Annotated in this window: 17 protein-coding genes; 11 read left to right on the top strand and 6 right to left on the bottom strand. The window is 32.2% G+C overall.

The window, feature by feature from the left end; translation table 11 throughout:
• Window positions 1-242 precede the first annotated feature (242 nt).
• Both J5Y03_RS12485 and J5Y03_RS12480 read left to right on the top strand, forming a co-directional pair.
• The gene (locus tag J5Y03_RS12485; RefSeq protein ID WP_209406117.1) at window positions 243-749 is read left to right on the top strand and encodes a hypothetical protein; all 507 of its coding nucleotides are present in this window, start codon (window positions 243-245) and stop codon (window positions 747-749) included.
• 737 nt (window positions 750-1,486) lie between these two features.
• Entirely contained in the window at window positions 1,487-1,864 is a 378-nt protein-coding gene (locus tag J5Y03_RS12480; protein ID WP_209406115.1) for a cysteine-rich CWC family protein, read from the top strand.
• A 255-nt stretch (window positions 1,865-2,119) separates the two neighbouring features.
• On the opposite strand, the gene J5Y03_RS12475 is transcribed toward J5Y03_RS12480, so the two are convergent.
• On the bottom strand, window positions 2,120-2,614 hold the full coding sequence (locus J5Y03_RS12475) for a DinB family protein (RefSeq protein ID WP_209406113.1): 495 nt from the start codon (window positions 2,612-2,614) through the stop codon (window positions 2,120-2,122).
• Between the two features lie 364 nt (window positions 2,615-2,978).
• Here J5Y03_RS12475 and J5Y03_RS12470 point away from each other — a divergent pair, with 364 nt between their 5' ends.
• From J5Y03_RS12470 to J5Y03_RS12455, 4 genes are all read left to right on the top strand, one after another.
• The gene (locus tag J5Y03_RS12470; RefSeq protein ID WP_209406111.1) at window positions 2,979-3,272 is read left to right on the top strand and encodes a 3-isopropylmalate dehydrogenase; all 294 of its coding nucleotides are present in this window, start codon (window positions 2,979-2,981) and stop codon (window positions 3,270-3,272) included.
• Between the two features lie 192 nt (window positions 3,273-3,464).
• Window positions 3,465-4,391 (top strand): alpha/beta hydrolase family protein, encoded by a 927-nt coding sequence (locus tag J5Y03_RS12465; RefSeq protein ID WP_209406109.1) that lies wholly within the window; start codon window positions 3,465-3,467, stop codon window positions 4,389-4,391.
• Window positions 4,392-4,646: 255 nt separating this feature from the next.
• The gene (locus J5Y03_RS12460; RefSeq protein WP_209406107.1) at window positions 4,647-5,111 is read left to right on the top strand and encodes a hypothetical protein; all 465 of its coding nucleotides are present in this window, start codon (window positions 4,647-4,649) and stop codon (window positions 5,109-5,111) included.
• A gap of 149 nt (window positions 5,112-5,260) precedes the next feature.
• Entirely contained in the window at window positions 5,261-5,710 is a 450-nt protein-coding gene (locus J5Y03_RS12455) for a DUF1569 domain-containing protein (protein ID WP_209406105.1), read from the top strand.
• Between the two features lie 250 nt (window positions 5,711-5,960).
• Here J5Y03_RS12455 and J5Y03_RS12450 read toward each other — a convergent pair whose 3' ends face one another.
• Entirely contained in the window at window positions 5,961-6,938 is a 978-nt protein-coding gene (locus J5Y03_RS12450) for an NAD(P)H-dependent flavin oxidoreductase (RefSeq protein WP_209406141.1), read from the bottom strand.
• Window positions 6,939-7,365: 427 nt separating this feature from the next.
• On the opposite strand from J5Y03_RS12450, the gene J5Y03_RS12445 reads away from it, so the two are divergent.
• The 3 genes from J5Y03_RS12445 to J5Y03_RS12435 all read left to right on the top strand — a co-directional run bounded on the left by J5Y03_RS12445 (window position 7,366) and on the right by J5Y03_RS12435 (window position 9,539).
• Window positions 7,366-7,920: a histidine phosphatase family protein gene (locus J5Y03_RS12445; RefSeq protein WP_209406103.1), complete on the top strand. Its 555-nt coding sequence runs from the start codon at window positions 7,366-7,368 to the stop codon at window positions 7,918-7,920.
• A gap of 168 nt (window positions 7,921-8,088) precedes the next feature.
• On the top strand, window positions 8,089-8,718 hold the full coding sequence (locus tag J5Y03_RS12440; RefSeq protein ID WP_209406101.1) for a CatA-like O-acetyltransferase: 630 nt from the start codon (window positions 8,089-8,091) through the stop codon (window positions 8,716-8,718).
• A 266-nt stretch (window positions 8,719-8,984) separates the two neighbouring features.
• Entirely contained in the window at window positions 8,985-9,539 is a 555-nt protein-coding gene (locus J5Y03_RS12435; RefSeq protein ID WP_209406099.1) for a uridine kinase family protein, read from the top strand.
• A 44-nt stretch (window positions 9,540-9,583) separates the two neighbouring features.
• Here the strand turns inward: J5Y03_RS12435 and J5Y03_RS12430 are convergent, their stop codons facing one another.
• Both J5Y03_RS12430 and J5Y03_RS12425 read right to left on the bottom strand, forming a co-directional pair.
• Window positions 9,584-10,078: a cytochrome c biogenesis protein CcdC gene (locus J5Y03_RS12430; RefSeq protein WP_209406097.1), complete on the bottom strand. Its 495-nt coding sequence runs from the start codon at window positions 10,076-10,078 to the stop codon at window positions 9,584-9,586.
• Between the two features lie 225 nt (window positions 10,079-10,303).
• Entirely contained in the window at window positions 10,304-10,621 is a 318-nt protein-coding gene (locus J5Y03_RS12425; protein ID WP_209406095.1) for an inner-membrane translocator, read from the bottom strand.
• Between the two features lie 132 nt (window positions 10,622-10,753).
• On the opposite strand from J5Y03_RS12425, the gene J5Y03_RS12420 reads away from it, so the two are divergent.
• Window positions 10,754-11,179, top strand: coding sequence for a hypothetical protein (locus tag J5Y03_RS12420; protein ID WP_209406093.1), 426 nt, complete (start codon window positions 10,754-10,756; stop codon window positions 11,177-11,179).
• A gap of 19 nt (window positions 11,180-11,198) precedes the next feature.
• Here J5Y03_RS12420 and gpmA read toward each other — a convergent pair whose 3' ends face one another.
• Window positions 11,199-11,990: a 2,3-diphosphoglycerate-dependent phosphoglycerate mutase gene (gpmA, locus tag J5Y03_RS12415; RefSeq protein WP_209406091.1), complete on the bottom strand. Its 792-nt coding sequence runs from the start codon at window positions 11,988-11,990 to the stop codon at window positions 11,199-11,201.
• Between the two features lie 140 nt (window positions 11,991-12,130).
• On the opposite strand from gpmA, the gene J5Y03_RS12410 reads away from it, so the two are divergent.
• On the top strand, window positions 12,131-12,700 hold the full coding sequence (locus tag J5Y03_RS12410; protein WP_209406089.1) for a GNAT family N-acetyltransferase: 570 nt from the start codon (window positions 12,131-12,133) through the stop codon (window positions 12,698-12,700).
• 75 nt (window positions 12,701-12,775) lie between these two features.
• On the opposite strand, the gene yjeM is transcribed toward J5Y03_RS12410, so the two are convergent.
• Window positions 12,776-14,269, bottom strand: a complete 1,494-nt coding sequence (yjeM, locus tag J5Y03_RS12405) for a glutamate/gamma-aminobutyrate family transporter YjeM (RefSeq protein WP_209406087.1) — start codon at window positions 14,267-14,269, stop codon at window positions 12,776-12,778.
• Between the last annotated feature and the right edge of the window lie 109 nt (window positions 14,270-14,378).

The raw sequence follows: 14,378 nt of genomic DNA, 5'->3' as shown, positions 1-14,378 counted from the left end.
TAAGCATGAATCAAAAAAGAAATTTAACTAAGTAATAGCTCAACATAAAGGCAAAAATAGAGCTATTTCCTGAAGGAAATAACTCTGTTTTTTTTTCATCTCCACTTTTTGGGGTCTTGACCAGCTTCGGCGGCTCTTTTTTATTTAACTATAGGGAAGGATGGTTGAATAAGAGGAGATATTAATAAAGTAAAGAATTAGTTACTAAGCTGAAATATATAAATATTCGGGGAGAATAATAAATGAAAATTAAATTAGTTATTGGAATTAATTTATTTTTGCTTGTTTTTATTTTATCGGCTTGCTCAATTAAGAAGGATGAACCATCTTTACCATTAGTGGACGTAAAGGATTCGAATATAAATTTGAATGGAGATGAACCACCTTTACCAAAAGTTCTTGCTGGTAATTCAAATATAGAAGTTGTTAGAGATTCATACGGATGGGAAGGCGTTTCTGTAGATAGGGCAAGTGCTCCTGATAGTGTAAAGGATAAAACACCTACAATTGTTGCAAAAGGAGTTAATATTAAAATTGAATTTGATTTTAATCTTATGCCTACAGTTATAAATATTTATAGAGTAAATGAAAATAGAAAAGTAGAAGAAAAATCATATAATAATAATATAAAAGCTCCAACGGAAAAAGGTATTTATTATTATGATATTTTTGTTGGTTGGAATGCATCAGATGATGTGAATGCTTCCATAGGAAGTTCAGAATACTCTTTCGTAATCGAAATTAAATAAAATCTAATTCTACTATCGCATGCGTGTGCGGCCGAGTCTAGGTCGTATCATATAGCGGGTGGGATTCCCGTCGAGTAAGAACTAGCCATTCACTCGTAGCGAGTCTTGAAGGATTAAAGGTAACTTTAATCTTTAAGCATAGACAGTTAGGTTGCGGGCCAAAAGCCAAATGGTTGAAGGGATTGAGCTTCGAAATGTTAGTAAATCGAGAGGGCTGATGCTTTACGCATAGCAGAAAGCAACATTTTACCGTTCGTTAAGGCAAGAAGGGTAAAGTCTCTCCGGAGTCAGAGACCTTGGCACGTAACACATTGATATGATACGGCAACTCGTGAGACCCTCGCCATCTTGGGGAGGATGCTGAATAATATAGAAAGCGAAGAGGGGAAAGAAGAGTTTAAAAGAAGAATTGAAGCAGTTATAAATTAATAGTTACATAGGAAAACAAAGTATCTGGTCAGTAGTACATAAATAAAATAGACATTAATTGGAGGAATTAGAAATTGAATTTAAGTAAAGAAATTTTGAACTAGGTCAAATCCAAAATACCATCGAATATTTAGAGGGTGTGCAACTAACTCTACAAATTCAAAAAGATGACTACTTAGAGAAATACACTGACACTAAAGATATTACTTCTATATGACATATGCAGAAGAGTTTCTACAATCTTTTGCTAAAAAGTCCGCTGATATCGTAACTAAGTTTGTTAACCAGATTATTGAGGAGGGTATTTAATGGCAATTAAGCTCTGTCCCATGTGTGGTAATGAGAATAAGTGCTCAAGTGGGAAGACTTGTTGGTGTAATGATGAGTATTTTCCAAGAGAGATATTTAATCAGATATCACCAGAAGAGGTAAGAAGATCTTGTATATGTAAGTCGTGTTTAGATAAGTACAAAGAAGATAACAGAATAGAAGACCTAAAACCTTCTGATATCGGACCAATAGTCTTTGGTCGAAAGAATGAACCTGAACAGGACGATGAAGTATGTTACTGCTATGAGAAGTTTAAAGATAAACTTAAACCAGGAACAGTAACTAAGTGTTTCAAAGAGAAATGTGCTACTTACCTAAGATGCACAGAAGAAAGTAATAATAATCGAAGGTGTTAATAATGTCATTTGAACATTTACAACAAGGCTCAATGGAAGACCTAAAACGTATGGTTGACCATACTTTAAAGGAGTTTGACCAAGAAGTTAGTGAAGAACACGTACGTTCTTTCACTGGCTCTTACATAGATGATATTTCATTCTTATTTAAAATAGGCGTCAAAAAAACAAGGTGCGATCAAAAAAGAGCCACTTTTTTGACTCATGATGTTCAACTAACGCATGCGTTAGTTGAACAAGGTACACGTACAACTTTTATTTATCTACTCCTGCATCCATTTTCCAGCTATTTTGCAACTTACGAATATAAATTATCTGACCAATGTGATATGCGTTATGAGTTGACACATTTCCGAGTACTGCCCACCATTTCACGTGTCCAGGAAAACCGTTAACTTCTCTCTCAACTTTTTCTTCAGATAATAACTCTTGCCAACGTAAAAGTACCTCTGTTAGATTTTTTTTTAAGTCAGCAAAAGTATGATTTTCAGGAATAATAAAGCTATTATTGTTATTTCCTATTGGAGGCACAGCATCAACTTGAGATTTTTGGTACCTTGTTTGCCATGTTTGATTCCAATAAAGTAAGTGCTGCACAATTTCAGCAATACTATTACTTTCTTCGTTTGGTTTCCAAAATGCTTGTTCCTCAGACAACCTTTCTACTGAATCTGAAAATGGTAGGTACCAACTTGGATCATTAGCATTTGCCAACAATTGATCCGATAAAACATCTTTTGCATGAACCATAACAAACACTCCTAATTTATATTTACTGTTTTTTTTTAAAATCTTTTATACAATGTATCCTAATTATATTCTTCATAGTATTTTGATTGACCTGTTCTTATTAAACTAATCTCCCAAATAATGAAATAGGAGCTGATTGATCATCAGCTCCCAAGTATTAAGTGTTGTACAACTATCGCATGCGATAGTTGAACAACAAATAGAGGCTGATCATTATTCGATCATCCTCTATTTCACTAAATGGCAGTAGAGTTGAACAAGGATGAAATTAATTTATTGCATAAACAGGATTATTCACCTTTATTATTTAATATCTATAAATTAGGACTTATGTTATAAAAATTATGTACACAAGGTTGATTACATGACGAAACTAGCTCTTTTGTCAATACTGATAATTTCAATATTATTTGTAAATTTAATAGCATTTTTTTACTATCGAAAAACGAAAAATATTTACTTTTCTGCATTTATCATACTTATATCCGCAGTAGTGTTAGTAATTGTTGAGGGATTCATCGCTACGATTATTCTTGATGCTTATGTTGGGTTCTTTTTTGGATTATATCTTGTGGGGTTCTATCTATTAATAAATAGTTTAATTGTATTCCTGATCGCAGTAGTTGTAAGTATTATAAAATTTTCCAAACGCTTATAGAGGTTAAAAAACCAGTTTTTAAAGAGGATGAAATTTTGTTCGGAGAATTAAAGAATAGAAATAGATTGTTCTTTTTAATTTTTATTTTCTTATTGAACTAGCGTATGCAATAGTTGAAGATCACGGGTTGTAGTAATTGAAAAGAACGAGGTTAAAGTAATGTTGATTCTTATATGTATTGGAGGTAACAAAATGACTGAAGAAAAAATTGTTATAGGCGAGGCGACAAAATACCCACTTAATGGAATCTTAAGCATCCCTAATGAAACGAATGGATTGATTCCTGCGGTTGTTTTGGTTCAGGGTTCTGGTCCAAGTAATATGGATGCAAAAGTTTTTAATAATTTACCCTTTAAAGACATAGCTGAAGGTTTGTCGGAAAAAGGAATTGCTGTGTTGCGTTATGATAAGAGAACATTTGTATATGGGAAAGAAATGAAACACGAAGCTGGATTATCAGTTAAAGAGGAAACAATTGAAGATGCCATTCTTGCAGCTGATTTCTTACGAAAAGATTCACGGATAGATTCAAATAAAATATTTGTTATTGGTCATAGTTTAGGAGGAATGTTGGCCCCGCGAATTGATGCAGAAGGAGGAGCTTTTGCAGGAATAGTAATTATGGCTGGTTCTCCACGTAAATTAGAAGAAATTATGATGGATCAAAATGATATGATATTAAACTCATTAAATGCATTTTTGAGATGGATTGCTAAAAAACAAATAACAGCCCTATCATCAAAATTAGAAAATATCTATAACTTAAGTGATGAAGAGGCAAAATCAACGCCAGTTATAGGGAAACGCGTAAAAGCCTACTATTTTAAAGAAATGGGCGAACATCCATCTACTCATTATCTCAGTAAAATGGATAAACCAATTTTATTTTTACAAGGAGAAAAAGATTTTCAAACAACAGTACATAAGGATTTTGAAGGTTACAAAAAAATAATGGGTAATAAACCTAATACAACCTTTAAACTTTATCCGAATTTGAATCATATGTTTATGCCATCTGTTTATGGAGAATTACTAAAAGCAAAAAAAGAGTATAAGGTTGCTCAACATGTCAATAAAGACGTTATAAATGACATTTCCGATTGGATTTATACTGTTTAAAACATAACTAGGTTCGTCTTAAAACACCAGACGACCTCATTATTTTTTCTAAAAGACAGATTTGTTCATAAAGGAGAATAAAATGACGATTGGATTTCTCGTTTTAGCAACAAGTCTAAATGATATTCCTTATGTAACTAAACTAGATGACCTTATAATACGAACGCATGCAATAGTAGAGTAAGAATATGCGAAAGTATTGAGACTTCTTACAAGAAAAAACTGACGGATTTGTTACAAAGAAGGTGAGGACATATGAAGCAAAATAAAATCGAAGTTAAGAAATTAAAAAGTGAATATTGTAATGATAAACATTTAACTATTGTAATTGATGGTGTACCGTTAGATGTTATTTTACATAATCTTTATCCTAATAATAGATTACTTGGATTAGTTCCTACTATTTTAGATTGGATAGATAATATAAAAGAAAAAGAGCTAATAAAACTAAGATTTTCTTCATTAAAGGATGAAGAAGTACTACCAATTTTAATTTGTCCAGATGATTGTGATTTATGGTGTACTGTGATCGTTGCAAAAGTTCTCCAGAAAAATGAATTTATTATCTGGGATAAAATTGGTATTGATAAGAGTTCTAGAGAAAAATTATTGAATGGATATGATTGTATTGGTTCAAAAGTAAAGTGGTTAGATAAAGCTCACTCTCTGACTTTTAATATTGATGAATATAATACAGAGCTAAATAAAATTTATGCCTAAATAACTTCAATGTTGTATGGTTGATGTTGAAAATAGATTTTTCTTCTTCATAAACCTTATTGAACCAACGCATGCGTTATTTGAACAAGGATTAAGTGCAGATGAGGGTGAATATAAATCATAGTCAATATGTAAAGGGGATTACACTTATGAAAAGTATTTTTAATCATATGCATACAGAGGAAATTTTAAACCGTATAGACAAGTTAAATCCTAATTCACAACCGCAATGGGGAAGAATGGATGTTGCTCAAATGCTAGCTCATTGCTCATCGTTCCAAGATATAGCAATGGGAAATTCTTTTCCCCCGAGAGGTTGGTTAGGGAGGTTAATAGGGAGATTTGCAAAACCAATTTTTTACAATGACAAGCAGGTACCTCGCAATATGTCCACTATTCCAACCATTTTGATAACAGATAAAAAAGAATTTGAAACAGAAAGAGAAAAACTGAAACAAAAAATTATTGCATTTCAAAATGATGGACCAGAGAAATGTACAACCCATCCACATCCTTTTTTCGGCAAATTTAGCTCCGAGGAATGGGGGAAAGGAATTTATAAGCACCTTGACCATCATTTAAAGCAGTTTGAAGTTTAGTTATCTAAATCCCAATTTTGTACATCAGAATTTAGATGGTACTGCTCCCCTGTAAAATAGTGGACGACGAAAAAAAGGAGATTACAACTTTGCTATTGTACTAACCTGCCATATAGTGAAAAAGAGGATGATCGATTATGATCATCCTCTATTTGTTATCCTACTAGCGCACTCGTTAGTCCTATAAGGAAAAATTAGCTAGTTTTAATATTATTCTATACTTGCATAGGGACTAAAAGCATAAAAGATGCTATTGTTTCATTGCATTTTGATATTCTTTTAATAAGTTTTTGATGATTTGTTGAACTGGAAGAATTTCTTTAATTTCATCTACTCTTGCACCGGCAAAAACAAGGCCATTTTCGACATCACCTTCAACCGATTTAATTAAAGAATCGAGCGTGCAAAAACGATATGAACAATTTTTAAGGCAATTATGACATTTCGAGATTTTAAGATTCTCTGATCCGGTGATTAGGTCAGTAAAATTATTGCTAATCGCTCTTCCTTGTAAGCCAACGGTCGTTTTTACTAAAATCATATCTTCCTTATGAGCATCTACATATTTTTGCTTAAAAGCTAGAGGTGCATCACATTCCTCGCTTGCAACAAATCTGGTTCCCATTTGAACACCAGCTGCACCCATTTTAAGAGCATTAGCAATATCATCGCCAGTCATAATACCGCCAGCTGCAATAACTGGAATGGAAACAGCTTCGACAACTTCAGGAAGTATTTCAAATAGAGGTCTGTCAGTTCCTAAATGTCCACCTGCTTCAAAACCTTCAACAACGACTGCAGCTGCTCCAAGTTTCTCAGATATTCTTGCGAGTTTTGCAGAAGAAACAATTGAAATGACTGGAATACCGGCTTGTTTTCCCCAAGAATACATGTCTCTTGAAATACCTGCACCTGAAATAATAAAATCAACTTTTTCATCAAGAGCAACTTTCATTTTTTCGGCAAAATCACTCATGGCAAACAAAACGTTGACACCGATGTATCCTGTACCCTTTAAGAGACTTTTAGCTTTTCTAATATGTGTTCGTAAAGTGTCAACTGAAATTCCTGTGCCAGAAATAATTCCAACTCCTCCAGCATTTGCTACAGCAGAGGCTAGATTACTTAAAGAGATTCCGACGCCCATCCCACCTTGAAAAATTGGAACTCTGGGCAGCATATGAGAGATTTTTAGTTGTGGAAAGTTCAATTTAATTCCTCGTTTCAAATTAATATTTTTTAAATCTGTTTCTAAGTTTGGCATAAAAATTTATATTCTAATAGTTACGGTTGTCATAGACATTAAAAGTTCACAAAATCTAAATTATCCTTTCTGAATAGTGTCTAGAAGGTAAAAAGTTGATACAGGTTCTCTAGAAAAAATATACAAAAAGAAGGATAGATAGGCAGAATAATATATTTAGGTTAAATAACATAAACGCATGATATAAAAGGAACCCACATATTAGACATATCTAATATGTGCATTTTTAAATTAACTTGTTATTCAACTAACGAAAGTGATAGTTGAAGATTACGAGTCACTTTTGTGGCTTTTTTATTGTGCAAACTGGCAGTTTAGTTGAACAAGGAATTAATAAAAAAACATCGAATTTTATTGTGAATTGAAATGATAGATTTAAAGGGAGAGCTCTATGATAACGAACTTGTACTTTGTACGACATGCACATTCTACTTATACACCTGATGAATTGGGACGTCCATTATCTGAAAGAGGTTTTTCTGACGCAAAAATTGTTGCTGAACTACTTTCAAAAGAAAAAATCGACTACGTTGTTTCAAGTCCATATAAACGCACTATCCAAACAGTTGAAGAGGTTGCCAAATCGTTAAAACAAGAAATTATCATTGAAGAGAAATTTAAAGAACGGGTCCTATCAAAAGAGCCAGTTGAGGATTTTAACCATGTAATAAGCGAAGTTTGGAAGGATTTTAATCTATCTTGGGACGGTGGAGAATCAAATATTACTGCACAAAAAAGAGGAATTGAGGCAATGAATAACATATTAAAAAATTACTGTGGCAAAAACGTTGTTATTGGTACGCATGGCAATATTATGGTCCTAATTATGAATTTTTTTGATCAGAAATATGATTATGATTTTTGGAATGAACTTGCGATGCCAGATATCTATAAATTAACTTTTGAAGGTGATGCGTTAACTAAAGTGAATAGAATATGGAATTAATGCAATTACCTGATATGAGTGAAATTAGTAATGAATTAACCGTAAAGTATAGGGATACAAGTAATTGGCATTTTAGTAAAAAAGAAAAGGGAAAAGTTTGTAAATATAGTAGTTATTTTTAGCACAAATTTATTAAAATTTTATTTTATAAAAGTTAGGTGTGAAGAAATGTCTGAATATCGTTATGTTGATTTGGAAGATTGGGAGAGGAAAGAATATTTTAATTATTATTTGGAATTAAATGTTACTCATGAGATGACAATGAAAATTGATGTAACTAATGCCGTAAAATATTGTCGAGATAATAATTTCAGTTTCTATGCTTATATGATTTTTTATATAACAAAATCTATCAACTCAATTAAAAATTACCGTTATGATTTTATTGAAGATGAATTGGTGTGTTGGGATTATCTAGTTCCCGCATTTACTATTTTTGATAAAGAAAAAGAAAAATTTCAGTGTATTTGGTTAGATAAAATTGAGAGTATGGTCGATTTTCAAACTGATTACCAATCAGAAGTTGGAAAATATGTTTGTTCTGAAAAAATGTTTCCTAAAGTTAATCAGCCTTTAAACACATTTGATATATCAGCTATCCCGTGGGTGAATTTTGATAATTTTTCTTTAAATATTGCTAATTCTTCATGCTACTTGAAGCCAATTATCACAATAGGAAAGTATTCTGAACAAAACGGGAGATTGTCTATGCCAGTTTCTATAAAATCGCACCATGCCACAGTAGATGGCTTTCATGTAGCGAAATTTTTTGAAAAGCTATTAATAAATATTGATTAAAATTTATAAATCACTTATGTAAATGTAGGGCAAGTTAGTTGGGCACAGTAGTTTAATAAGGAAGGACTTTATCACTGTAAAAAGAATAAATAATAGAAGATTGTTACACTTGAATCCGTTTTTTCAGTACTAAAAACGAAATTTCAAATTACTGAAAAATAATCCTTTGTTCACTAAATAGTATAAAACCAAAAATGGGACTCAAAAAAAACTTATGTGGCAGCCTGCTCCCGATATAGATTTATTGAAAATTAAAGGAGGCTTTAATGAATAAATTTGAACGCTGTATTTTAATTGGAATATCAGGTGGTTCAGGCAGTGGGAAGACCACTTTTTGTACTAACTTAGAAAAAAATTTAGATATCTTAAAAGTTAAAACAATATCTACAGATGATTATTTTAAAGAAGTAAAACCAATAGTAAATGCTCCATACAATGGAAGGAAATATGAGGATTATGACCATCCTAATTCTGTTGATATTAATAAGCTAAAAAGCGATATTAATAAATTTATAGAATCTAAAATATTTGATGTTGTTATTGTAGAAGGTTTGATGGTCTTATATTTTGAGGAAATTAGAGAGAAACTTGATTTGAAGATCTTTATTGATTGTCCATCAGATGAGAGATTAGTGAGAAGGTTAAAAAGAGATAGAAACGAAGAAACTTTTGAAGAAATTTCTTCAGAATTTCTCGATCTAGTAAGACATCGTCATAACGAGTTTGTTGAACCTACAAAATGGTACGCAGATTTAATTATTAATGGATCTAATCCTTCTCAAAATTCAATTGATGTTGTTCGTAAATGGATACTAAATTAAACATAATAAAAATAGGGAGACCATTTTGGTTCCCCTATTTTTATTTATTGATCAAAGTTTATATGTTTTTGGCTCATATTTTTGAGTAACCTACGGAATTTGAGAAACGATACAATTCTCCAAGGTAAAACGTAGCCAAGTGCAACGGTCACAAAAAATGCACCTTCAGTGTCTGGCCCTAGCCATTTAAAGTAATCACGTAGTAGAAAACGAATGAGAAATACGACTAGAAATAACAATATAAAGTTATTGTTTTTTACAGCGTATATATTGTGATCAGATCGAAGTTCATAATTTGTCGTCAAAATAAGTGGGATAGATAGTAGGAATCCGATTGCAAATGCGCAACCCCATGTCCAAGCAGCTAAATGAACCTTTGGATTCGCAATTAGAAGGAAACAAAGAGGCATTAAATAAAGGACTGGTAGTATAAATCTGACTCCGTTTCCTTTAATGGGACGATACATAGCTCTAGTTCTTCGCCATAAAACTAAAGCAGCAATTAATATGACGATCGTGTAAAACGAAGAAGAATTCACATATTCACCTCCCCAATGGATATCTATATTCAATATATAGAGCTTATGATATTTTGAATAGTTACATTGGTCATCAATTTATCCTTAATAGGGAATGAATAAAAGTGGTTTATAAAATATAACAAAAAGTACATTTACTTTAAAAACTAAACAAATTTTAGTAGTCATGCGCTCAATTTAAGGAATAAAGGTAGAAAATAAGAAAAAGTTTCTTCTTTTCTACCTTTATTTTGATTGTCTATTTTTGAAAAGTCTAATTAACCAAATTAGAATACCAATAGCTAAAATGACGAAACTGTTCAGAATCGTGATAAGTCCAATAATAGCTCCACCAATTCCGGCGCCCTCACCAGTATTACCTGAACTGGTATCATAAAAATGAATAAATAATGCCCCACTGGAAAATCCAAAGATTGGGCCAAGAAATAGCATAACGATTCCAGAGATTATCAAATTTAGCTTATCTTTTTTGTGAAGTGTTATAAAAGTGATGTTAAGTACTAATATAATAAGAATGAATAACCAGAAAATAAAAGCATCCATTTATATCCTCCAGGTTCTGACTTAATATTAGTGTATAATTATTAGAAATATCTGTAAAATAATATATAAAAATTTATAGGAAATTAGTTAATTTATATTTCTTGTACATAGACATAAAATAGTAATCGTATAATGGTTCTAAACCAAGTTTTAGAAAATATTCAACTATTAAAATATGAATTACAAAAGATAAGATCATCCATACAAAATGAAATAATAAGTGTGATGATTGATGGAAGCGTAATAAGAGGTGATTTCATTAATGATACTAGTGATATTGATCTGACGATTACAACTTTACATAAAAATATGGATTTTAACGTTAAGAAAATTATTGAAGAAGTGGTGAAAAATGTTCAAAGCAAGTTACCCAAAAGAGTAAAAGAATGTGGAAAAAGAGGTAGCTATGAATGGAGTTTTAATAATGTACCAAGCCGATATCCGAAGCTGTGGCTTTATGCATTTGATAGTATTAAACATCATGTTGTCATTTATGATGGACAAGATCTAACTGGCTTTTATACTAAAATTGCACCTCCAATCGATATTTGTGGCTAACAATTGAGGTGCAGAAACTTTATTCTTCATGTGAATTAATATGAGTTCCATTCATCTCTTCTTGATCAAGCATTTCTGGTGGGATGTGCTTCGGAATCACTCCATGAGGAACTTCACCGTCCATACTTAAATAGTAATGGCGAATTGGATTAAGGTTGTCATCAAGCTCATATACAAGGGGTATACTTGTTGGAATATTGAGAGACGCAATGCCGTCAGCAGAAACTTTGTCAAGGTATTGGATGATTGCTCGTAATGTATTACCGTGTGCAGAAATAATAATTCTTTGGCCCGCTTTCATTGCAGGAGCAATTGCTTCATCCCAAAATTTCAAAACACGTTTTTCTGTATCTTCAAGACTTTCAGTTAGAGGGAAATCTCCTTCTTTTAAGTCTTTATATCGAGGATCATGAATAACATATCTCGGGTCATCACGTTCTAATGCAGGTGGTCTTACATCCATAGACCTTCTCCATTCTTGCACCTTTGCATCTCCGTATTTTTTTGCTGTTTCAGTTTTATCCAGTCCTTGAAGTGCCCCGTAATGTCGTTCATTTAATCTCCATGTCTTATGAACTGGTACCCACACAAAATCTGTTTCATGTAAGATAATCCACAATGTACGAATTGCTCTTTTGAGAACAGAAGTAAATGCAAGGTCAAAGGCATAACCGTTTTTTCTTAAAATGATTCCTGCTTCTCTGGCTTCAGACAGACCACTTTTCGATAAATCGACGTCAGTCCATCCGGTAAATCGATTTTCAACATTCCATAAACTTTGACCGTGACGAATAAGTACGAGTTTAATCATTGGAATCTCCTTTCTGGTCAAATAGTATAGTTTAGTTTGTTTAAAAATGAGAATTTTAATGCAGTTTTAAAAGGGTCATTTCTCCAGGTAAATTATAAAGTTCTTTAGATAAAAACGTATGAGTTATGGAGGTTATAGATTTGCTTGATAATAAAATGTCTATTAAACAAATTTGCTCTAAAGAAATGGAACGTTACTCTAAAATTCCCATTTCATTTGAGGTGAAATCCATTCTTCATGTTTCTCACATAAATAAAGGTTTGGGTGGTATACAGTTAATTGAACAAAATTGCACTCCTTACGTTAAAAACTATGATGAGATTGAAGAAGTACATCCGCTTAACTGGTCTAAATTATTTAATTTAGATGAATGGGGTATTTTTGTGATCGAATATAATGATCTCTATATTGGTGGTGCAACGGTTACTCCTCCAATGTCAAAAGATAAAAAAGTTGCTGTATTATGGGATTTGAGAATACACCCTGATTTTAGAGGACATGGATTAGGCAAGGATTTGCTAAAAGTAGTATACAACTGGGTTAAGGCTAATAATTACTCAAGATTGATAGTTGAAACTCAAAATATAAATGTCTCAGCTTGTAAATTTTATTCGAAAATGGGTTTTACTCTAGGAACAATAGATATTAATGGGTATTACAACTCAGAAGTAGCACATGAAACTAAACTGTTGTGGTATTTAGATTTGTAATTAAAAGCTAATAACAAAAGGAAAAGACCACTCTTTCTGTGGTCTTTAAACTTAAAAATTATCAAGTGAATTTTATTATCCAATACCTTCATACTTATCAATTTTGTTCTTACTTCGAGAATAAATCAAAATCGCAATTATAGAAAATAATAGTGGACCAGCAATCATCCAAATCGTAGAACTAGGATCTCCTTCAATTGCAGGCTGTATGATTGTAAATAAGTTCGCAAATCCAACAACTAAAATAACGATAAAAGTTGAAAAGACTGCAGCACCCCTTGTTTTATAGACTTCGAAGGGCTTGTGAATATCTGTGTTTGATTTGAATCTTATAAATGCATAGGCTAAAAAGATATAAGGTAATGTCATTGAAACATTTGTCATAAGGGTTAATTTGTTAAAAAAGGCAGAAGCTCCTTGTCCACCAAAGGAAGTCAATACAATAATAATTCCAACGATAAAAAATTGAACCCACATTGCGTTAACTGGCATACCAATGTCATTTGTTTTTGATAATTTTTCTGGCCAAAGTTCTTTTGGTGTTCCTTTAATAATCGTTTTTAGTGGTGAGTAAATTAATGTGAAAAATGCACCTGTATATGCTAAAAACATAGATAATCCAGTTATTCGTGCAAACCATGTTCCGACTGTAATTGAAGTTGACGAATCAGAACCAAGTGCTTTTCCTAAACCATATCCTAAATCATACATAAGAACGTATGTGATATTACCGAGGTTAGTTGTACTAGCGTTTAAATCTCTTTGCCAATTTGCAAATATCCCGCACAATAATATCCCAAGTGAATAACCGATCGAAATAATAATCGCTGAAATTGTAATCCCTTTTGGAAAGTTACGTTTAGCATTTTCAGTCTGATCAACTAATCCCCCAACTGCTTCAGTCCCTCCGTATGCAAATATCGCAAAAACAACAAAAGAAAGCACAGCCAGCATAGAATAGTATGCTGCGTTAGGAGAATGAAAAAATGAATTGCTACTAATTGGTTGTTGAAAAGTTCCTTTATTTAAAAACAAAATAATAAGGCTAGTTACTAATAGGACAAGGTTTAAACAAGCAACTGCAATTCCACCTACTGAAGTTACTTTACTTATTTTTTCGATCCCTTTTGAAGCGAAAAAAGTAACGACTGCCATCCATAATAAAGCAAGTAGACCAATTGTTTGAGTAGAAGATAATCCCAATAATGACCAATTTTGAGTTTTATCAGAACCAAAAACAAAAGTAGAAAACGGAATCCAAACCTTTGAAGATACACTAACCATCCATATTACATAAGATGAAAACCACATAAAGGTTCCAATAAAAGCAAATTGTGGCCCAACAGATCTAGACATCCAAGTATAAATTCCGCCTTCTTCATGTCTAAATGCAGCGCCGTATTCTGCCATCATAAATGCGTAAGGAATAATGAATGTCAACGCAGCAAGGATATACCAAGGTATTGCACTGTATCCCATTAAGTAGAATGCAGTAGGGATGTTACCGAAACCAAAAACAGATGTGAAAACAATTAATATTAATCCAACTAATGATAATTTTTTATCCATATAATCACTCCAAAATACTTCTCAAAAATGTTAGATAATATTACTATTTTCAAATTTAAAAGTTTTATCCAGTGAGAAATAAAATTAGAGGAAAAGTAGGGGTGATAGT

The sequence above is a fragment of the Gottfriedia endophytica genome (assembly GCF_017814275.1).
In the GTDB taxonomy this organism is placed as follows: Bacteria; Bacillota; Bacilli; order Bacillales; family Bacillaceae_G; genus Gottfriedia; species Gottfriedia endophytica.
The sequence above is the reverse complement of the archived record's forward strand: the minus strand, read 5'-3'. Positions and strand labels throughout refer to the sequence as shown.